This is a genomic window from Microcoleus sp. PH2017_09_SFU_O_A (assembly GCF_020738625.1).
Classification (GTDB): Bacteria; Cyanobacteriota; Cyanobacteriia; order Cyanobacteriales; family Microcoleaceae; genus Microcoleus.
Genome location: NZ_JAEQCF010000005.1, coordinates 1 through 20,407 on the forward strand (window position 1 = coordinate 1; position 20,407 = coordinate 20,407).

Sequence of the window (20,407 nt, forward strand, 5' to 3'; positions counted from 1 at the left end):
ATGGGATTTTGCTAGATAGATTTCTTAAAGGTACGTTGTTGCGCTTGAGCGCTCTTTGCTATAAATAGTAGTTCCGAATTAATTGTATGGGATTTTGCTTGAAATGCTTACAAGCGTAAAGAGTATTTCTGAATTTTGCCTGGTTACTTATGAAAGAGCGCTGAAGCGCAACTACGTACCTTAAGAGCGCTGAAGCGCAACTACGTACCTTAAGAGCGCTGAAGCGCAACTACGTACCTTAAGAGCGCTGAAGCGCAACTACGTACCTGTAGCTTTACTTCTTCTTATTTAACGCCTGCTTGCCAAACCCAAGACAAAGCAATCGATCGCCCTCAGCGACATTTGGGTCATTCTGTAAATAATCCCCCAACCACTCGCAACTCCGAGCAATAATATTATTTAGCTCCAAATTCTCCACAGGTAACAGAATTACAGTCCGATCCCTGCTAGCAAAACCCAGAGTTTTGCTGTCAGAACTAAAAGTAACGCTCAACACCCGATCGCTCGATTCCAAAGTCTTCGATAGCAGCGCCTTCTTGCCGTCAAAATTCCACAGCTTAACAGTATTTCCCGCACTCGCTGCCGCAATCAATTTGCCGTCTGCGCTGAAACTCACGCTTTCCACAGTATCGCTGTGGTTCAGTTTTTCAGTTAAATTAGCTGTCTTACCATCAAAAGCCCACAAGTAAACTTTTTTGTCAGCACAACCAGCAGCAATAGTCTTACCATCTGGACTGAAACTGACATTTCTTACACTGTCTGCGTGATCGAGAGATTTCAGCATCTTCGCCGATGTACCGTTAAATTGCCAGAGGTAAACTCTCTTTTCTCCAGCCATTTCAGCATCATTTTGTGTTTCACTTGCTTTATTCTCAGCAGCGGTAGCAGTAGCAATTGTTTTGCCGTCAGGGCTGAAACTAACGCTAATTACTGGATTGCTGTGATCGAGTTTTGCAAGCATTGTTGCTTTAGTACCGTTCCAGCGCCAGAGATACAATTTGCGATCGGCACTGGCGGCGGCAATTATCTTGCCATCTGGACTAAAACTCACGCTTCTCACAAGGCCACTATGACGCAGGGTATCTAACAGTTTCCCGTTTAAACTCCAGACTTTCACGGTTTTGTCATCGCTGGCAGAAGCCACAGTTTTATTGTCTGGCGAAAAGCTCGTCCAGGTAACAGAATCCTTGTGGTCTGTTAAGGTTTTGATTAAACTCCCATCAGGGCGCCAAAGTCTTACCGTATTATCGCCACTAGCAGATGCAATTGTTTTGCCGTCCCCACTAAAACTGACTTTATAAACCCAATCTCCATGCCCGGATAAAATCTTATTCAACGGAGTGCTGTTTGGTTGCCAAAGTTTCACCATCTTGTCCTTGCTGGCGGAAGCAATCGTGCCGTCGCTGCTGAAAGTTACGGCCCTCACGTCGTCTTGATGTCCTCGAAAAGTGTTGAGCAAATTGCCGCTGCGACTCCAAATTTTTACGGTATCGTCGGCGCTGCCTGTAACTATCTTTTCGCCGTCGCGACTGAAACTCGCGCTGACAACTCCGTCGTTGTGTCCTTTGAGAGTTTTGATTTCCTCACCCTTTCGATTCCAAATTTTGGCTGTGGTGTCGGCACTGGCTGAGACGATTTGTTGGCTGTCGGGACTGAACTTCACGCTGTAAACAATGTCAGAATGTTTGGTTAATGTTTTGGGATTAATTTGAAATTTCTGGGTTTTACCTTTGCGATTCCAAAGTTTGATAGTTTTGTCAACACTTGCGGTCGCAATTGTTTTGCCGTCGGGGCTGAAACTGACGCCGAGCACCCAGTCTTTGTGTTTGGTTAAGGTTTGCAGCAATTTTTTTGTTTCCAGGTTCCAGATTTTGACGGTGTTGTCGTGACTCCCGGAAGCTAGGGTTTTGCCGTCGGGGCTGAAACTGACGCTGGTAACAATTTTGGTGTGGCCGGATAAAGTTACGATCGCACTTTTGTCGTTATCCACTTGCCAAATTTTAATTGTGCGATCGGCGCCACCAGTTGCGATCGTTTTCCCATCCGGGCTAAAACTAACACTCGTCACGCTATCGCCGTGCTTGAAAGTCTTTAATAACTTACCTTCTTTGCTCCACAATTTAACCGTTTTGTCAGCACTTGCCGAAGCAACTGAATTGCCATCTGGACTCACACTCACATCCAAAACAAACTTGCTGTGCTGCTCAAAACGGTTGCGTTCTTGCACCCCCGAAACTGCTTGTCTGAGCCTCTCAGCAATCTTATTTTTAGTATCCACAGGCAGCGCCGTACTTTTCAGAGAATCGCGACCGATTTTGATACTATTTTCCAACACTCCTAATTGATTTTTTTCATTAGAAAGCACCAAAGCCTCCGATGCGGAATTTAGGGCATCAGTCCGACTTGTTTCTGCTTCTTGCCGCGCGCTTTCTGCTAATTTTGCTTGCTCGAATCCTATCCAAGAAACACCTCCGAGTACCAGCACTCCTAGAATCGCCGCCCGCAATTGCCATCTCCGAGTTTGATAAAGTTGAGCTTCCGCTTGGTGCTGTTTGTCTCTAGCTAAGCGCTGGTTGTCTCTAGCTTCCGACAGCAAAGCATCTCGCTCTCTGTCTTTACGAATTTGTTCAATTTCATCTCGGTTAATTTGGTTTTGCTTGCGTAGTTCCTCAAATTCTGCTTTTTTATCTAATTCCTGCTGCTGGCGGATGAAGCTAACTAGATAGTCGTGAACGAGCTGATAAAGCTCTGCCGGCAGTTCAGTCCACCGAAAAACTAAACCGGATTTGACTAACAGTTCTAAGACTAAATCTAATTTATCAGTGGCTGCAAATATCGCTAGATCGGAGGCTAATTCGGCGCGGGTTTTCAGGGGTCGAATCTCATCTTCATCTGTGAGAAAATACAATATTCGGCGAGCAGCCCCTTCATTTTCTGGCCCGCAATCTTTGATGACTTCTTCGAGAAATCTTTCGACTAATTTTTGTTGGGGACTGTTGCCCAGTTCCTGATATTGAGTTAAAGTTCTAATGTCCTCTTGTTGGAGTTGAGCGCCCACAAGTTGCAGTTCGATCGGGCGGACTTCTCCCAATTCTCCAGCTAAATCTTTGACTAATTCTTCGATCAGCTCCGGTTCTAAGTAAAACTGCGATCGTTCAGTTAAAGTGCGAATTACCGCTCGCGCATCGCCCTGGGAAAAATTACCCAAATAAAACAGAATATCTTTGCTGAGAACGTCCGCCAAAATATCATTGTTGATAAATTTTGTTGGGTTTTTGGGTCGGGAAAATTCCAGCAAATAGTGCAGGTAATCTTCCCGCAAAGACAGGACGACTTTTAAATACTTGATTGTCAAGCATTCCCGCAAAAAATCAAAGAATATCTGTCTTTCCGCAGGCTCTTTCCACACGAAAAAGAATTCTTCAAATTGGTCAAATATCAGAACAGTTACTAGATGTTCTGAGTTTGTTTGCAACTCTTTGATGATTTTCTCATATTCGATCGCCTGTTTTTCGACAATTACTTCTACAGGCTGTGACTGCTCAATCCGATCCTGATTTACTCCAACCGAGCCGCCGTTAAATTCCTGCCGCAGATTGCCGTTGGCTGCGCCTGCTGCGCTCAAATCTCCCGAAGCCGATCCCGGTACTGCATCGAAAATGTCGCGATCGAATATTTCAGCTTTCCCGGCAGATAACTGTCTGGTCAATTCCCGCGGCCAGTTGTTGTAAACTTGCAGCACTACAGGCAAAACAGTCCGCATTTCGATCTTTTTTTGCTTGAGAGCCGGCACTAATCCCCCGGTGACAATTGAACTTTTGCCAACTCCAGACTGACCGTAAATTACTGTCAGTTTGTCCGGGGTATTGTTCATCCTATATATCAAGCGATTGAGGTCTGCTTCTCTACCGGAAGCGGTAATTTCGTCAGCAATAGTAGGAGCGGCGGCAACTGTTTCGGCGGGATTAATCGCTTCTCTGTGTGGCTGCAATTTTCCGGCTCCAATAAAAGCTCGGAAGCGATACGTATGTTCTACCGCTCGATAATCTTGCTTAAGCTGAAATGCTTTGAGATATTCTCCCCGCTGAAAATAGAATCCTCGCAGCATTTCTAAAACCCGCAAATACAGTTGCGGGTTGTAGCAAGGTTCGGTTTGCGATCGAGCTAGCTCTAAATGTGCGATCGCCTCCTCAATCTCGCCCAACTCGCTCTGAGCCTCTGCTAAAATTAACAGATATAAGCCTAGATGCTGCGATGTTAGAGGCGTTGCGTGTCCCGTCGCTTCAAATTTTGAGTTGAGAGCTTGTAGGGCGACTAAAGCCCATTCTTTCGCCCCTTGCCAATTCTTTTGCTCTAAGGCTACTCTAGCCAAAAAGCCGTAATCTTGAGCCAAATTAACTGTTGAGTTTTCCATATTTTCATGTAACCTCCGAGCTTTGATAGCTAAATTCCAGAGTGCATCCCAATCTTCTAAATGCTGCAATACTTCGCCGAGTTGATTGATGAATATACCGACGGCATCCGGCTGTCCCGCACGTTCTATAACATCAATACATTGCTGAAAATAATTTTTAGCTTCCGTCCAGTAAGGACGGTTGCCACTGCGGTGTTTTTCTGCTTGAAAACGGTAGCAAAGACCGATGTGAAATACTAGAATTCCCTCTAATACTGGTGCAGGGTGAACGGTAAATAATAAATCGCTAAATTCTGTTTTTGGGCCGATAAATGCTACTTGATACTTCCAAAAACTGAGACTTTTTTGATACAATTCAAGAGCTGCATGGATGCGATGACCAGCATATTCGTCTCGACCGCGAATAAATTGCAAGCTTGCTTCAATAGCTGGTTCTAACCTGATGTTGCAAGTTTGCAAGTCTTGTCTCGCCGACTCTAATTCAGCTAAAGAATTGGCTCCGAGAATGGCAGAGTTACTTAAACGCCATTTGCCGCTTTCTAAAATCTTAGCAAAAATGCGATCGCAACTTTTGCCCAAAAAATCCACCAACTCGTCTGGGCCCAGCACAAATTCAACACTTGTCGTCCAAGTCTCGATATCTGTGACTAACCGAATCAGTTTTTTTAAGATTTTGTCTGTCACCCACAGCACCACTGGGAAGGGAAAATTATTGCGAAATTCTTCCCTGACGTAGTTGGTAGATGTCAGTACGCGATCGATCGCACTTACCGATTCCAATCCAAACACCATTAAAGCTTGAGGCTGGCTGCCTTCAAGTTCGGTTTCTATCGTCGTGTACAGAGTTTTAACAGATTTCGGGAGGACAATTTCTCGAATCTCGACACCAGACTGCTGCCGCAATTGCCGTACAGTTTGTTCTCGCATCGCACTGTAATTGCACCGCACCAAAATCAGCGAAAATTGCCCCTGAGACATTGAAAGAGTCCGGGAGAGAGTTTGCAGCGCACTTTTATTTTGCTCTGCTGCGGTGTCTTGGTGGCAGTGCGAATTAACCATAATATTTGAAAATCCTGATAGATATAGATGCTTTCAGTTGACAGTTGATAGTTGACAGTTGACAGTTGACAGTTGACAGTTGACTGTTGATACCAATTTAATGTGAAGTTGCATATATCTCGATCCCCCTAAATCCCCCTTAAGAAGGGGGACTTTGAGGATATTTCTTGTCCCCCCCCCTTATTAAGGGGGGTTAGGGGGGATCGGATTCGGGAGTAGCCTCTAACATCACAATTATTCAGAGTTCTATTCTCTCTCTGTGTCCTCTGTGTTCTCTGCGGTTAAATCATTCCTATGCAACGGTCAACGATATAATAAATATAGCCTTTCTCAAAAAGATGAGGTATGCCTGACAGCTTATATAACCAATTAAACTCTTAGGGCTAAAGCCCAACAACGTACCTTGTTTTTAGCTGCCCGTACCTCAGCTCTGAAACTGTCCGATTATATTAGCCGATCGCCCTTAAAACATACCCGAAGAAATACATACTCTGTTATTATCATAATCTCAGGAAAATCAACCGGATTTTACTGATTTTTTTTACCCTCGGTGGCTCACATTCTCCCGAGCAAAAAAGTCGTGAAGCGTAGCTATCCCGTAGGGAATCGCCAAAAATCCCACAAATCTGATGCAGTTATTCGCAAACGGCTGAAATCTTGCATTCCCTGCTTTGCTGGCCCCTCGCCGCACTGAGATAAACTACGGGCGGCGGTTCCTCAATGACAACTTGCACATTTTCGATCGCATTTTCGATCAGAATTTTATCAATCTCCATATCTAAATTAGTAGCTGAAAAATCAGGTCGATCCCAATCTTCGCTTTCTTCAATGAGGATTGTTGTGGTTGGTGCCGCCATCTCTAAATCAAGCTCATCACCTAAATTAGAAACTTGCTTGTTTGGCTCGATTTTCTGACCGGTATCAGTAGCTAAAACTTGAGTGTTATTGGCAATTAGTACGATCGGCAGTGCTACCATTGCACTTATCGTTTGTCGCGCCGTGCTTTTCCTCATAATCTCCTCCTAGTATCAACTAAATTTTGGTGCTGCTATAAATTTAAACATCGGCCGCTACTTGACTGCGCTGCTATTATTTAATCGTCGCTTATTTTCGAGAAAATATACCCCGATCTGTGACACTTCGGGGCAAGTTTGCCTGACGGAGGGTATCCGGCTAACTCTTCCCGTTTCTATTGATTACTTGAAAACTCTTAAACAATCAGGTTTTCCTGTAAGTAATTTTGGAAAGGAGGGTAAATAGGTACGTAGTTGGGCTTTAGCCCTCTTGGGACATATAGCCTTTCTCTAAAAGGTTCGCGGAGCAATTTTGTGAGAAAAAGCTTGACATCGTAAGGGTTGCAGCATACATCGGCATACCTCATCTTTCGCTCGAAAGGCTATATATCTAAAGAGGGCTGAAGCCCAACTACGTACCTTGATTGATTGGACAGAATTCTCGTTACCAGGAAGAGTCTGGTAATGCAGAGTGGCGAGGAAGAGCCACCAGCAAAATCGAGACGGTTGCTACTTAGTCAAACCGTGTTCGAGAGCGTAGCGAACCAACTCAGTACGGCTGTTAGTACCAGTTTTGCTAAACAAACGGCTGACGTACTTTTCCACATTCCGCACGCTAGTTTCCAAGCGGCGGGCAATTTCCTTATTCATCAAACCTTGAGCAACCAAATCCAAAACACTTTGCTCTCGCGGAGTCAAATCAATTTTAACCGACGAACTACTTTGGACGATCGCACTCCGCCCGCTTAGCAAAGACTCAATTCTCGCCATTTGGCTGGCCAAAGCAGCAATATCAGGACTTTCAGCATTGCCACCCGTCTCCTTAGCCGCCGCGCGGCGGGCGAGCAAATTCGTGACAATTGCCACTAACTCGTCGGGATCGAAGGGTTTAGAAAGATAAGCATCGCAGCCTGCTTGATAGCCTTGAATGCGATCGCCCGTCATCCCCTTAGCCGTCAAAAACACCACCGGCAAAGCCTTATAGCGAGGATCTTCCCGCACTTGCTTGAGAAACTGATAGCCGTCCACCTGCGGCATCATAATATCTGAAATCACCAAATCCGGATTCATCTGCTGCAAGAGTTCCCAGCCATCCCGAGCATTACTGGCAACCTCAACCGAAAAATCGCTATCTTCCAAATAAGCTTGTACTGCTTCCCGCAAGCCCGGTTCATCATCTACCAATAATAGTCTTGCTGACATATCCCTTACCCTTACGTTTTACCACTATTATCTTTTAATTTAGCCGAATTCAACTATTTTTTCACTCCATCTATAGAAGCAACTCCAAAAATTGCGATTAAACTCAAAAGTTTTGAGTTGGGTTTCGATCCAACAGACAAGATTACAAAAATAGTTAGGACTGGCTTTCCGGCCCATCCCACAACAATCATTTTTTCTGGGGCGATTCTCCAGATCGTCGTCCCACAAAAATGATTGTTGTGGGACGATGCTCAGATCGTCGCCCGAAAAATTGATCAAAAAGACTTTTACCAGAAAGAATTGGTTGAAAGCCCGATCGGGAGGAATTAAAATCAGACTATTGATTATTCCAATCCTCGGACTTAAAGGTAGAGGTCGTTCTTCAACTGTCAACTGTCAACTGTTGAAAATCTTGTCTATTCTTAAAGCCTTCCCAATTAAACTTTTGATCGATCGGTCAAAATTTCATAACCGGTATCCGTCACCAACACAGTATGCTCGAACTGAGCAGACATAGCATTGTCAACCGTTACAGCAGTCCACTTGTCAGCAAGCGTCCGAGTGTACTTAGAACCTGCATTCAAAATCGGTTCGATCGCCAATGTCATACCCGATCGCAATTTCACGTTAGGCATTTCGCGGGTGCGGAAATTGAAAACCGACGGTTCCTCGTGCAAATTGCGCCCGACACCGTGGCCTGTAAACTCCTCAACAATGCTAAAACCGTTGCTTTTGACATGATCTTCGATCGCACCAGCGAGATCGAGCAAATAAGCACCAGCCTTGACTTGTTCGATACCTTTATAGAGAGCTTCTTCTGCAACTCTAATTAATTTTGCCGATTCCGGTGTCACTTCCACAACTGCGATCGTGATGCAAGAATCGCCGTGAAAACCTTGATAATATGCTCCCGTATCTACTTTGAGAACATCTCCGGATCGAATTACTTTTTTAGGGCTGGGGATGCCGTGAACAACTTCGTTATTAATGCTAGAACAAATTGAACCAGTAAAACCGTGATAACCTTTAAAACTCGGAGTTGCACCCATTTCACGGATGCGTCTTTCGGCATAAACATCCAAATCAGCAGTAGTCATTCCCGGTTTTACAAGTTGAGAAATTTCTTTCAGAACCGTGGCGACAATTTTCGCTGCTTGCCGCATTATTTCGATTTCGCGTTCAGACTTAATTTCAATGCCTCGACGCTGTTTTGTGACTTGGGGTTCTTTAGTTGGGCCAGAAAGCAGACTGCTAAAAATATTCATGTATTGAATGTCAGGTAATTTTGTGATTTGAGGGCGGGTATAGCAGTGGACAGTTGACAGTGGACAGTTGACAGTTGCACAGTCAGGAAATCAAACCGTTGATGCTATGGGTTAGGAGGCTCTATTCATGAGGTTATTTATGTCCTCATCGCTGGGGCGATTGCTATAAAAGCAAAAAACGGCAAATATTGGGTTTTTTGGGGAAAAACGGGTTTGTTGTTCCGAGCTGTCGATCGCTTGTCCTTTAGCTAGCTTAATATTTTTCTGGGTAATCTGCACGGGAGAGGGGGAGAGGGGGAGAGGGGGAGAGGGGGGACAGGGGGGACAGGGGGAGAATGGGAACAATCCTCTTTTTTCCTTCTTCCCTCTTCCTTCTGACTAATGACAACTGACTAATGACTTCTTATTTATTTCCAGTTTTGCCACGAACTATTGAAGATAGAAGTACCCGGAAATGCGATCGGATTCTTATTTTGCTGCAACCGCAACTGCAACGCCTCCAAATTTGGCTCGCGGGAGGGCAATTCGTCCACCAATTCATAGGGTAAAATCCCCTTTTCTAGGGAAAAAGCAGCCGTAACTCCCGCAGCAGCCCCAGCAGACCATTCAAAGGAATGCACTCGATAAGCAGCCGCTGCCGTGTGGCTGACAGCAATACTTTTACCCGCCACTAACATATTGTCAATCTTCTGAGGAATCATTGCCCGCAGGGGAATTTGGAACGGATAAGCCGATCCTTGACCTTTGCGAGTGCCTTCGCGTTCGGTGTTTCCCGGTGCTTCTGGCGGGCTGTTGGTCATGCAGGGGTGAAAGTCGATCGCATAATGACCGATACCTACACTATCAGGATAAATCGTGGCGCGCGATCGCGATTTTGTCTCCTCAACAGACTGAATTCCCACAGCCAAAGCCGGCGCATTCAAGCCTCCCAAAGCCAGCCACAAATTGCGATACTCTTGTTCCGACAAATTCTGGCGGTAAAAATCCGTCTTAAAATCATTGCGAGACATATCAACTTCCCACACCGTAAAACCTTGAGGTTGAGTAAAAGTCGGCCGCCCAATAATCCGCCGCCCCTCCCGCATATAAGGATACTTAGAAAGTCCGTGAACCGTCCCCATGGGCGAATCCAAGCCGCTCAAAAAGCGATTGTTAGGATAAGGCTTTTTCACTCCATTACCTAATTGCGAGTCAGTGGTTCCTGCTACCAGCCAGTAGAAATATCCTTTCGCATTCTCTTCACCGCGGCGCAAAGTTTCCGCGCGCAAACCGCCCATCCAGCCACCCGGTTGCAGTTGACCGTTTGCTGCCAATTGCGATCGAGAATAAATTAAATTATCCTCGGCAGAACCGGGACGGTAATCATTCCCCCACGTCCAGTTTTGCATGGAAATATCCCCAGGATAAATCGGGAATTGCTTCGGGTCGGCAGGGCGCGGCTCATCCGGTCTCATGCTCCTAATTTGGCGGTAGCTAAAAACTAGCGGAAAACTAGCTAATCTCGCTAATTCATAACTGTAGTAAGGAGCGTATTGTTGATAGAAAGACGGCTGTTGGTGCTGCTGCGGTTCCTTCGTTGCCTCCATGGCAAAAGTGTAGGTAAAACCTTGGGTGCAGTAAGTGTCGCCGTTGGGGCTGGCGGAGGAAGGTTCCAGAGGAGAACGCGGGTCAATTCCCAGGCGGTAGGGAACATCGGCAAGTCCGATTAATTCGCCTGTTTCAGTCGCATCTACCACGAACCAATCTGCACCTCTCGGTTGGGATTTTGACTGGTTTGGTGGTTTGGAAGTAAACCGAATAATAGTTTTGTTAAATCGCGCCGAGTTTTCGTAGCGATAGGCATCTTCGATGGTTTGAGACAGAGTTTCGGTGTTGATTGGCGGGGTGTTGGCGGCTGGTTTGTGTTGAATGCCGATCGCACTTTTAATCTGTTGGCCCCCAACCGCATTCCCCGCCGAGGCCGGAGTAACTGCTAGTTCTTTAATCACCGTATTGGGAAACCATTTCAGCTTCCCTTTGCCTTTTTCTGCGGCATCTTGCAAAATGTCAGATAGAATTTTGTGGCCGTTGTAGGGCATAAAACAGGAATAGCTAACCCAACAGCCGCCGGGATTTAGTCTCCCGTAATGTTCCTTGATGCGCTGCCGCAGTTCTAGGTAGCCGCGCGGGTAAAATAAGAGCGATCGCTGAGTGTCTCTTTCATCTAGTGCGGAGGTTCCCTGGGAGGAAATTTGACCGCCCAGCCAGTCAGTAATTTCGGTGATGCAAACGGTGCGCCCCGCCAGCAAACCTTCGTAGGCGGTAGCAGCACCTGCTAGCCCGCCACCGGCTACGAGAATGTCGCAAGTTTCCTCTTTGTCGGGATTGCGAGGAAGCGCAGCCAAGGCTGGGGTAATAGCCGAGAGGGAGGTAATCAGGCTGAGGGTGAAGGTGACGAGCGATCGACCTTTGAGCGAAGAAAATAGATACCGTCGCAGTTTAATCGGAGATTGTGGAATCAATTTAGACATAAGTGAACAACACTCATCGCATCCAAATGTTTATTTTGCAGTATACTGGTATTTCGCCGTGTTGTCAGGGCAAACTTTTTTATACAAGAGGCATAAATACCATCAACAACTATATAAAAGCAGGATAAACCTTATGCTTAAAATCGTCAAATTTTTTAGATCTTTGATTCCTTTTGAGAGTTTAACAATTACGACAAGTTTAACTTTTTCGGAAGTTTTGCACAGGTTGGACGAAGTTGTCACTCCTCCCAAACTTTTTAGAGTAACTCTACCCTTCGGCCCGCCACCTGCAAAACCTTACGAAGGAACAATTTCTGGCAATACCTTCAAAATCAGTCGCATCATCACGGGCCGCAATTCATTTTTGCCAATTATCGAAGGAGATATCCATTCTCAACCGTTTGGTTGTTCCATCAAAATTAGGCTGACTTTACATAAAATAGTCCTAGCATTTATGATTCTTTGGCTGTGGACAACGGGCAGTATTGGAATGTTTGCTTTATTTGCTTGGTTAGTAGAACCCTCTGTGGGCCCAATATTTTTACCGATATTAGGAATGTTTATTTTTGCATGGCTTTTGTGTTTGATTCCTTTTAAAATAGAAGCAAAATCAGCTATAAAATTTATGTCAATTCTCTTAACATAAAGTAACTTGTTGCGGGATTTTGTGAGCTATAAGGCAATACCGTTTACTGATATAGCGCCCTGGGGGTAAAATCCGATGAGAAATAGATACGGAGATTGCTTCGTTCCTCTCTTCGGACTATCTTAAGTAAACCGTATTGAGCTATAAGGCGTGCATCTGGTTGTTGAAGCCTGAAGAAGCATGACCGCATATAAGTTATTAGTTATAATTTTATATTTACTGCGGTCATGCTTCGCCCCTACGGATATATTTGCTAAAACCAGATGCACCCGTTATAAGATTTAAAATAATCCGCGTCAATCGCCGTTCATCTGCGGTTAAAAATTCCAAACTTATGCGTCAAAACGAACTCAAACAAAAAATCAAACAAGGCGAAACAGTCCTCGGCTTATTTATGAACTGCGCCTATCCCGCATTCATGGAAATCTGCGGTCATGCTGGATTTGATTTCGCCGTCATCGACATGGAACACGGCCCCCTGCACCCGCTAGCGGCTGAAGATTTGTGCCGCGCCGCCGACTGCGTCGGAATTGCACCCATCGTCCGCGTCCGCAAAAACGACGGCCCACAAATTCAACGAGCTCTCGACATCGGCAGCGCAGGGGTTCAAATACCTCAAATTGAAAGCAAAATCGATGCCGAAATCGCTGTCAAAAGCGCTAAATACAGTCCTCTGGGCGCGCGCGGCCTTTCTTTCGCTACGCGGGCGGGACGTTATACTGCTGCGGGCGTTGATATCACGGACAAACTCAATGAAGAATCCTTGGTGGTGATTCACATCGAAGGTAAAGGTGGCATCGAGAACCTGGCAGAAATTGTGACAGTCCCTCATATTGATGTGATTTTTTTGGGGCCTTACGATCTGTCACAGTCGATCGGCATTCCGGGCCAAGTTCGCGATCGGCGAGTCATCGACATGATGCAGGAAGCAGTGCAAACCATCCGCAAAGCAGGTAAAGCGGCGGGTACTTTTGCCGACAACCCCGAAATCGCCAAGCAGTGGATTGATGCTGGCGTTCAGTACGTTGCAGTTGGGGTCGATGTTGCCGTCTTCCTGCGGGCTTGTCAGTCGCTAGTCAAAGCAGTGCGGAATTAAGTTGCTAAGTAAATCCACTTAATTAAATGTGAAATAGCGATCGCTAAAAAGCTTGCTGTGTATGTCTTTTTACCTCTTCCCTCTTCCTTCTTCCCTCTTCCCTCTTCCCTCTTCCTTCTTCCTTCTTTACGATATCTTTGCAAATTTTGTAGTATTTTTTACGACTCATTCAAAAAACCTGAGCTAGAGTAGAAGTATAAACCTTCTTAAGGCAAAACTTAGGAGGGGAGCAAGGCTTAAAGGAGAATAATCCATGAAAACCGTATTAGAATCCATTCATTTGGACTATGCTTTCATGTTTACTTTTAAGAAGGTAAACTCGATTAAGCTAGAAGGTTTCAAGCCATTTTTTAACGATATGCCTGTAGATCCTTATATTAAAGGCAAGTATCGTTCGAGAAGATTGTCGCGGTTTGTCGTGAACGGGAATGAGTTAGTTAAGTTACCTCACGGCTATTTGTTTCAAAGCAAAGAGTACAATCCGGTGGTGGGCGACATCCGGCGGGAATTTGCTGAATTGGACGATCGGCTAATTGCGCTCGATAACTTCAAACAACTGATTTTTGCTTTCTTCGATTCATGCAAAATTCACCCGGAAGCTGAAATCGGAGTGCATCAAATCAGGACGAGTTGTTCGCCGAAAAATTTCGGCAACCCCGCACCGGAAGGCATTCACCAAGACGGTACTGATTTTATCGCGATTTTCTCGGTCGATCGCACTAATATTGTGGGCGGGGAAACGCATTTGTATTTGGCGAAGAAAGAGAAGCCTGTTTTTAATAAAATTCTGCATCCGGGAGAATTGCTGTTAGTTAACGATCACGAGTTTTTTCACTTTACTACGCCGATTAAACCGGAAGTGGAAGGAGTCGGAACTAGGGATGTCTTTGTGATCACTTCTCCGAGTTTGCTTACTGATTGAGGATGAGGTATGTTGTTGCGCTTTAGCGCTAAAGCGCAACTATAGCGGTTCTCAGAAAGGTGAGGTACGTTGTTGGGCTTCAGCCCTCTTAGCGGGACTGGTTACATAACGTATCAGTCATACCTCACTTTTTGAAAAAGGCTATACCTTTGGAGCGCTGAAGCGCAACTACGTACCTTTGGAGCGCTGAAGCGCAACTACGTACCTTTGGAGCGCTGAAGCGCAACTACGTACCTTTGGAGCGAGCGCTGAAGCGCAACTACGTACCTAAGAGCGCTGAAGCGCAACTACGTACCTAAGAGCGCTGAAGCGCAACTACGTACCTTTGGAGCGCTGAAGCGCAACTACGTACCTTTAGATAGGTTTAGGAGTTATCGAAATTTGCGTTCAGACTCTAGAATTGGAACATCATTAATGCTGGCTTCACGTCTTCGCATTAACCCATTTTCGGCAAATTCCCACTGTTCGTTTCCATAGGCGCGATACCAGTAGCCTGAATCATCGTGCCATTCATACTCGAAGCGGACAGAAATCCGATTATCTGTAAAACTCCACAGTTCTTTCTTTAAACGGTAATCTAATTCTTTTGCCCATTTTCGTGTTAAAAAAGCTTTGATTTGTTCCCGTCCGCTGAAGAATTCCGCGCGGTTTCTCCACTCAGAATCTTCTGTATAAGCTAGGGCTACTCGTTCGGGATCGCGGGTATTCCAGGCATCTTCGGCAGCTTGAACTTTGGCTTTTGCTGTTTCTAGCGTAAAGGGCGGTAGAGGTGGTTTGGTTTCCATAAGCTTTGTGGTTTGTGACTGGAAGGAAGTCCGCTAGACTTACGATTTGTGCGAAATAATTGGGATTGCCCTAGTATAGAACTCGAATTGCGATCGTTCCCAATCCCAAATCTAAAATCGTACTAAGTTCCTACTTTTAATTTCTGCATAGTTTTCTGAAATCTCCTCAGCAGAAATGCTAGAAACAGCCATTGAGCAAGAATTCCCAATCCCACAAAAGGTATTGCTGTTGGTTTGTAGAACTGCCAAAACCCATAGCCGAATAGCGTCCAAAGTGCGGCGGTTGCAGGAATGCGATCGGGGATGAGTTCCCAATATAGGAGCATTCCGGGAGCAAGGAGCAACCAAATGCTGAATCCACAGCTCGCCCATCCCATTGGATTGCGAACTTTCGTCGCACAAACTTGTTGCACGAAGGTGGCGGATATTAAGATCGTATTTGTCGTACACAGAACTAAAAGACCTGTTTCTACAAGTTTTTTAGTGCCGATACCTATCCAAAATAGCCAAGGTACTAACAGCGCACTTGCTACGATTAGATGGATAATAACAGCCACTAACAGAGGGCTTCGATCCGACCAAATTAAGCTTTGCCAGCCGGGAGAATCATAGCGTACCCACTCTAATAAAGCTTGGCGTTGAGGGCAGATAGCAAGCATTAAAACCAGCAGCAGCATAACGGTCAAAACGTACATCGAGATAGCTGCCAAGGTGGCGTTCTGCTCATCCACCACGCTTGTGGGTAGGAAAAAGCCTAGAGCGAGAACTTCTACACCAGCTAAAATGGCATAACTTTGCCGTTTGCCGATCGCAGTCGATCGAGGTTTGTTGAAATTCCGCAACAATATTCGCCACAGCAAAAACGCAGTAGTGCCTAACACCACTAAACTAAAAGTATGAGACACCACACCTATGTTGTTAATCGGGAGCAAAAACCACGAAACAACAGGATGTGGGTATCCGAATATTTCTGAATTCGCCAACAGCGGCCGCCATGTGATGGCGGTGTTCCAGCTCATGTACAATGGGGCGATCGCGCAACAGGCGATCGCCCCAACTCCAAAGGCTGTTGCCTGTGGTGGGTTCCCTGTTCTCTGTGTTTCACTTACCAGCCCGCAGAGCATCACTACGCTGTAGCATATAGCGCATCCAAGTGCGAGCATCAGATAGACGCTGGCAATCAGGGGCAGCGAAATCCCCGCTTGCAAGCCGGCCAAGCAGTGCAGGGGAACCATCAGCCCTAGGAAAATATACAGCAGTACGGGAACGCCCAGCATTTTACCCAGCAGAATCTGCCACGCCGGACACGGACTCAGCCGAATAAAATTCAGAGTTCCCCGTTTCTGTTCCTGTCCGATGTCGTTGACTATCCAATAACTTCCGAGGGTAAATGTTACATAGGGCAGCATCCAAGTGATGATTTGCCACAAGTCCAGCCAGCCGTCTGAAAAGAGGCGGGAATTTGGCGAGGCAATCAGCAGTAAAATAATTTGGAAGATGACCGAAAATGAGACCGCTGCAATGACTGTGTGGGGTTTGAGTCTACCGCGAAGTTCCCGCAGCAGTTGCGGGTTCCAGTTACCTAAACGATCGATCAAAACTGAGTTTGTCATCGGGGAATAGATAGATAGGATTGTTGGCTGTTTCTGTTCGCTTTGCTGTCTGTTCCTCAGTCCCGGTAAAACCAATTCAAATTTTTTCGGTACTGGAAGCGGGCGATCGCACGCTCAGTATAACTCCGAGGCCATCAGATTCGATCTCAATCCTCAGCATCCGGATCGATGCCCATTGCTCGCAGTCGATCGGCTAACTGGGCGGCTTTTCGCTCCGCTTGTTCGGCTTTTCGCTCTGCTTGCTCGGCTTTTCGCTCTGCTTGCTCGACTCTAGCCCGCTCAATTTCAACTTGTTCGGAGCCAATTAACAGCAAATTACCCTGGGAATCCCACCACCGCAGCCAAAGCATTTCTTGATTTTGATAACTTCCCTGCCAAAGTCCCAATTCTACATCTAATACAGGAATGGGATAGTGACCGCGTTCGTTTGGCTCGATCCTGCGATAGACAAAATCTATCAGGTGATAGACTTCTAAATTGCCCGTTTTAATTTCATAAATGCCGTAGTAAGGAATGCGGATAATTCTTTCGTAAACCCAAAACTTACCCGGTTTAGTTGTAGTACCGTCAGCGGCTACAGCTAGCGGAGTGCGATCGCGCTCTTCATCTCCATTCCCGCTAGCAAACTCTAAAGCAATGAACGGAGCCATGTGTTCCCGCCAAAGTACATAAGAACGGCGATAACCGTCGATTGTTGGCGGTACGTTGGGCACATAAAACCAATCCGGTGCTTCTGCGCCTCGCTCTGGCGGGTCAGTTTCTCGCCAGTAAATGCCGCAATCTTGCCCGATCGCATATTGTCCGTCTGGATGCAGCCGCTCTACCACCGACGCGATCGAATCTGTCAGAATGATACTCTGCGGATGCTCCTGAAAATTCTTCACAAATGTACCGTCTTCCTCTGGCAGTTGGGTATGATCGGGGAATGCAGGAGGCAAACCTGTAGCAGTTATTGTCTCGTTCATCGTCGTTTCCCGTGCATTTATTGTCAATTGTAATCCGAAATTTTAGAGTCATCTAATTTGACAATTCAGCTAATATTAGCAACCGCCAGCTATTGTCATGGTAAAATTGCACGCTGCACACCCTACAGACAGATTATGTGCATCAAGGACTATTTTTCCTTCTTCCCTCTTCCTTCGAGCAACAGTCAACAGTCAACAGTCAACAGCCAACTCAGTTAATATCAAATAAAGCAAGCCAACCACAGCGGAAGCATCAACAGCAAACCGACAGAAGTGAGGGCGATACTGCTAGCTAACAAATCGCGATCGAGTTCATATATTTCTGCTAAAATCAGCACCGAAAGAGCCGTGGGCGTTCCCGACATCAACACCAAAACCAACCTCGGATCGCCGCTCAATCCGAAAAAACTAGCACCCAATCCGATCAGCACCGGCACAATTACCACTTTTAACAGCGACGGGATTAACGCTAGTTCAAAACTTTGCCATGTTTTAATAGCTCTCAGCCGGATACCAACCAACACCAAAGCACTAGCAATTACCCCTAAAACTGCCGTCTGCAATCCCGATTCTACAGTCTCAGGCAGGGGGACACTTCTGGTAAAAAAACCAATGATAAATGCCCACAGGGCGGGAACTGTTAGCACGTCCCGAAGCTGAATCCACCAGTGATTTTTTCCATCGGAATGCCCGAAATAGCTAGCAAGAAATACACCAAATCCGTAGCTTCCCATCACGTTGTTGGTGACGCTGTACAAGACGGCCCAGTTGTTGTTATCGCTGCTGATGATCGCGGGGGTGATTGCTAATCCGACAAAGCCGGTATTCCCTAACATCGCAGCTAGGATAAAACTGCCTTGGCTCGATCGCGTCAGGGAATTTATATTTAATAGAAATAAATTAACTACAGAATGTTTGCCGTCAAAATATGGCTTTTTGACGTGGCGGGTGCTCAGCCGCCGTAATAATACCCAAGTCAACCAAGCTAAACTCGTACTGACAAATAATACGAATATGGCGATCGCCGGTGTGAATCCGACAGCACCGGAAAAATCGCTCTGACGGGCTAAAACTGCAATTTGCAGGGGTATCCCAATCCAGAACAGAAAGCGGCTCAGCAGCTTAGGAAAATCAACTGGGATGTACCGAAATACCAGCAGTCCCAACCCAGTCCAGATCACTAGAGGCGTATAAGCGTGAAATAATGTCTCAATCATAAAAACTTAACTTGACAATTTGAAATGCCTCTATTGACTAATAGTAAGGCTAAAACCAGTTTGAAAAATGCGATTTGTCGTTAGCGGAACTTGCAGCTATGGGATCGCAGGATGCAGGCTGTTTCACCCTCCCGCCGGGGAACTGCGCCCCCGCAATTTCCCGCCCAAATTCCCGCAGCCAGGAGGACACAATTTTGAGAGTATCAGACATCAACGATTGCAGCATTGTACTTTCAGATACACTTTCACCAGATTTGTTTGAATTTTACAAAAGTGCGATCGTCTTAGAAGGCTCTGCTAACGAGTTATCTGGCATTTTCCGAAATTATATGCTGTGTTTTCCGGCAGTTGCGATCGCACCTCAATACAGCGAGACTAAATCTGCTGATAAGTCAACCAAAAACGCATATTAAGCGCCAACACGACGGAGGGTATCGATCAAAATTTTAGACGAAAGTTCAAACTCCCAAATTGCATCTGTGGAGTCAATCTAAAATCTAAAATCTAAAATCTAAAATCGACTAACTTGCCCTCATCAATTCAATTTCAAAGAATTAACAGGCACCTCATCCCAAGAAGTAACTGTTCGCAATGTAGCAACCCAGCCCTGCTGTTTTTGCTCTGCCGTCAAATTCTGCTCAAAAGATTCGTGGCATTGCTTGGCTTGAGTCTCATCGCCACAAGCAATGCAAGCATAAAGAATACCCGACGGATCGATTTGCTCGTTTACCCAAATAATCACGATCTACTCTCTCAGTCAAAATCTACTGTCACTTAAATTTTCCTATATTTTTGCCAATTATTTACTAGGATTTACCCAACCCAAAATTGACCCACGAGGTGCCCAGAAACCGGGTTTTTCGGGAAAAGACGGGTTACAGACGGCAGATTCAGCAAAAAGCCCGGTTTCTGAGAGTCGTTTTTGAGAGTCGTAGTGCGATCGCCAACTGATAAAATCACTTCGAGGCCAAACTCGCCAAAGACTCCCCCGCCACCCGGCAAATCCGCCAGTCGGGCATCACATCAGCACCTATACCCTTGTAAAATCCGATCGCCAATTCATTCCAATCAAGCACACTCCACTCCAAGCGCCCGCAGCCCCTTTCCACCGTCAACCGCGCCAAATAAACAATCAAAGACTTGCCAATTCCCCGCCCGCGAAACTCAGGGAGCACAAACAAATCCTCCAAATAAATCCCCGGCTGAGTCAAAAAAGTAGAATAATTGTAAAAAAATAGCGCCCAGCCGACAATCCGATCTTCGCATTCTGCTAGAATCGCTTCAGCAAAAGGGCGATCGGCAAACAAATGATTTTCCAAATCTACCGCATTACCTGTTACCGCATCAGATAACTTTTCGTACTCAGCTAAAGCCTTAATCAAATCAAACAGCACCGGCACATCGGCGCGGGTAGCTGGACGCAAAATCACCTCATCAGACATAAATCAATCAGTAGTAAGCGACAATCAACAATTTAAAATACCACATCAAGATATTTTTAATTCTACTCGTTACCAGGCTCCTGCCTAGTAACGCAGATCTGGAGGCTCTGCCTCCTTTTTTCCCAGCCGAGGCAGAGCCTCTGAATATCTGTTCCAAGGCTCTGCCTTGGGGGAGGATCTCAGTTTTGCATTTAATAGTGCGAGCGGGGGCGATCGCGTATTATACGATACGCGAGCGGGGGCGATCGCGTATTATA

General features: G+C 45.9%; 16 protein-coding genes. 4 read left to right on the plus strand and 12 right to left on the minus strand.

Annotated features, from left to right (window positions below; genetic code table 11):
* Positions 1–274: 274 nt before the first annotated feature.
* The 5 genes from JGK16_RS02590 to JGK16_RS02610 all read right to left on the minus strand — a co-directional run bounded on the left by JGK16_RS02590 (position 275) and on the right by JGK16_RS02610 (position 11,464).
* Positions 275–5,473, minus strand: coding sequence for a hypothetical protein (locus tag JGK16_RS02590; protein ID WP_293189623.1), 5,199 nt, complete (start codon positions 5,471–5,473; stop codon positions 275–277).
* A gap of 635 nt (positions 5,474–6,108) precedes the next feature.
* Positions 6,109–6,486, minus strand: a complete 378-nt coding sequence (locus JGK16_RS02595) for a hypothetical protein (protein ID WP_293175861.1) — start codon at positions 6,484–6,486, stop codon at positions 6,109–6,111.
* A gap of 510 nt (positions 6,487–6,996) precedes the next feature.
* Positions 6,997–7,689 (minus strand): response regulator transcription factor, encoded by a 693-nt coding sequence (locus JGK16_RS02600; RefSeq protein WP_293155027.1) that lies wholly within the window; start codon positions 7,687–7,689, stop codon positions 6,997–6,999.
* A gap of 437 nt (positions 7,690–8,126) precedes the next feature.
* Positions 8,127–8,954, minus strand: a complete 828-nt coding sequence (gene map, locus JGK16_RS02605; protein WP_293175863.1) for a type I methionyl aminopeptidase — start codon at positions 8,952–8,954, stop codon at positions 8,127–8,129.
* Between the two features lie 407 nt (positions 8,955–9,361).
* On the minus strand, positions 9,362–11,464 hold the full coding sequence (locus JGK16_RS02610) for an FAD-dependent oxidoreductase (RefSeq protein ID WP_293175865.1): 2,103 nt from the start codon (positions 11,462–11,464) through the stop codon (positions 9,362–9,364).
* 133 nt (positions 11,465–11,597) lie between these two features.
* On the opposite strand from JGK16_RS02610, the gene JGK16_RS02615 reads away from it, so the two are divergent.
* Positions 11,598–12,110, plus strand: coding sequence for a hypothetical protein (locus JGK16_RS02615; protein ID WP_293175867.1), 513 nt, complete (start codon positions 11,598–11,600; stop codon positions 12,108–12,110).
* A gap of 334 nt (positions 12,111–12,444) precedes the next feature.
* A complete protein-coding gene (locus tag JGK16_RS02620) occupies positions 12,445–13,206 on the plus strand; it encodes an aldolase/citrate lyase family protein (RefSeq protein ID WP_293175869.1) in 762 nt (253 codons plus the stop codon).
* Here the strand turns inward: JGK16_RS02620 and JGK16_RS02625 are convergent.
* Positions 13,203–13,349 (minus strand): hypothetical protein, encoded by a 147-nt coding sequence (locus JGK16_RS02625; protein ID WP_293202728.1) that lies wholly within the window; start codon positions 13,347–13,349, stop codon positions 13,203–13,205. The genes JGK16_RS02620 and JGK16_RS02625 overlap by 4 nt on opposite strands.
* A 110-nt stretch (positions 13,350–13,459) precedes the next feature.
* Between JGK16_RS02625 and JGK16_RS02630 the strand changes: the two genes are divergently transcribed.
* The gene (locus tag JGK16_RS02630; RefSeq protein WP_293155048.1) at positions 13,460–14,128 is read left to right on the plus strand and encodes a 2OG-Fe dioxygenase family protein; all 669 of its coding nucleotides are present in this window, start codon (positions 13,460–13,462) and stop codon (positions 14,126–14,128) included.
* A 371-nt stretch (positions 14,129–14,499) separates the two neighbouring features.
* On the opposite strand, the gene JGK16_RS02635 is transcribed toward JGK16_RS02630, so the two are convergent.
* The 4 genes from JGK16_RS02635 to JGK16_RS02650 all read right to left on the minus strand — a co-directional run bounded on the left by JGK16_RS02635 (position 14,500) and on the right by JGK16_RS02650 (position 18,708).
* The gene (locus JGK16_RS02635; RefSeq protein ID WP_293175875.1) at positions 14,500–14,913 is read right to left on the minus strand and encodes a nuclear transport factor 2 family protein; all 414 of its coding nucleotides are present in this window, start codon (positions 14,911–14,913) and stop codon (positions 14,500–14,502) included.
* 122 nt (positions 14,914–15,035) lie between these two features.
* Positions 15,036–16,526, minus strand: coding sequence for a hypothetical protein (locus tag JGK16_RS02640; protein ID WP_293175876.1), 1,491 nt, complete (start codon positions 16,524–16,526; stop codon positions 15,036–15,038).
* Positions 16,527–16,672: 146 nt separating this feature from the next.
* Positions 16,673–17,491, minus strand: a complete 819-nt coding sequence (locus JGK16_RS02645; RefSeq protein WP_293189621.1) for a Uma2 family endonuclease — start codon at positions 17,489–17,491, stop codon at positions 16,673–16,675.
* A gap of 221 nt (positions 17,492–17,712) precedes the next feature.
* Positions 17,713–18,708, minus strand: a complete 996-nt coding sequence (locus JGK16_RS02650) for an AEC family transporter (protein ID WP_293175880.1) — start codon at positions 18,706–18,708, stop codon at positions 17,713–17,715.
* 98 nt (positions 18,709–18,806) lie between these two features.
* On the opposite strand from JGK16_RS02650, the gene JGK16_RS02655 reads away from it, so the two are divergent.
* Positions 18,807–19,121 (plus strand): hypothetical protein, encoded by a 315-nt coding sequence (locus tag JGK16_RS02655; RefSeq protein WP_293175882.1) that lies wholly within the window; start codon positions 18,807–18,809, stop codon positions 19,119–19,121.
* A gap of 122 nt (positions 19,122–19,243) precedes the next feature.
* Here JGK16_RS02655 and JGK16_RS02660 read toward each other — a convergent pair whose 3' ends face one another.
* Both JGK16_RS02660 and JGK16_RS02665 read right to left on the minus strand, forming a co-directional pair.
* Complete coding sequence (locus JGK16_RS02660; RefSeq protein ID WP_293175884.1) at positions 19,244–19,450, minus strand: glycogen debranching protein; 207 nt, start codon at positions 19,448–19,450, stop codon at positions 19,244–19,246.
* A 214-nt stretch (positions 19,451–19,664) separates the two neighbouring features.
* Positions 19,665–20,150, minus strand: a complete 486-nt coding sequence (locus JGK16_RS02665) for a GNAT family N-acetyltransferase (protein WP_293189619.1) — start codon at positions 20,148–20,150, stop codon at positions 19,665–19,667.
* Between the last annotated feature and the right edge of the window lie 257 nt (positions 20,151–20,407).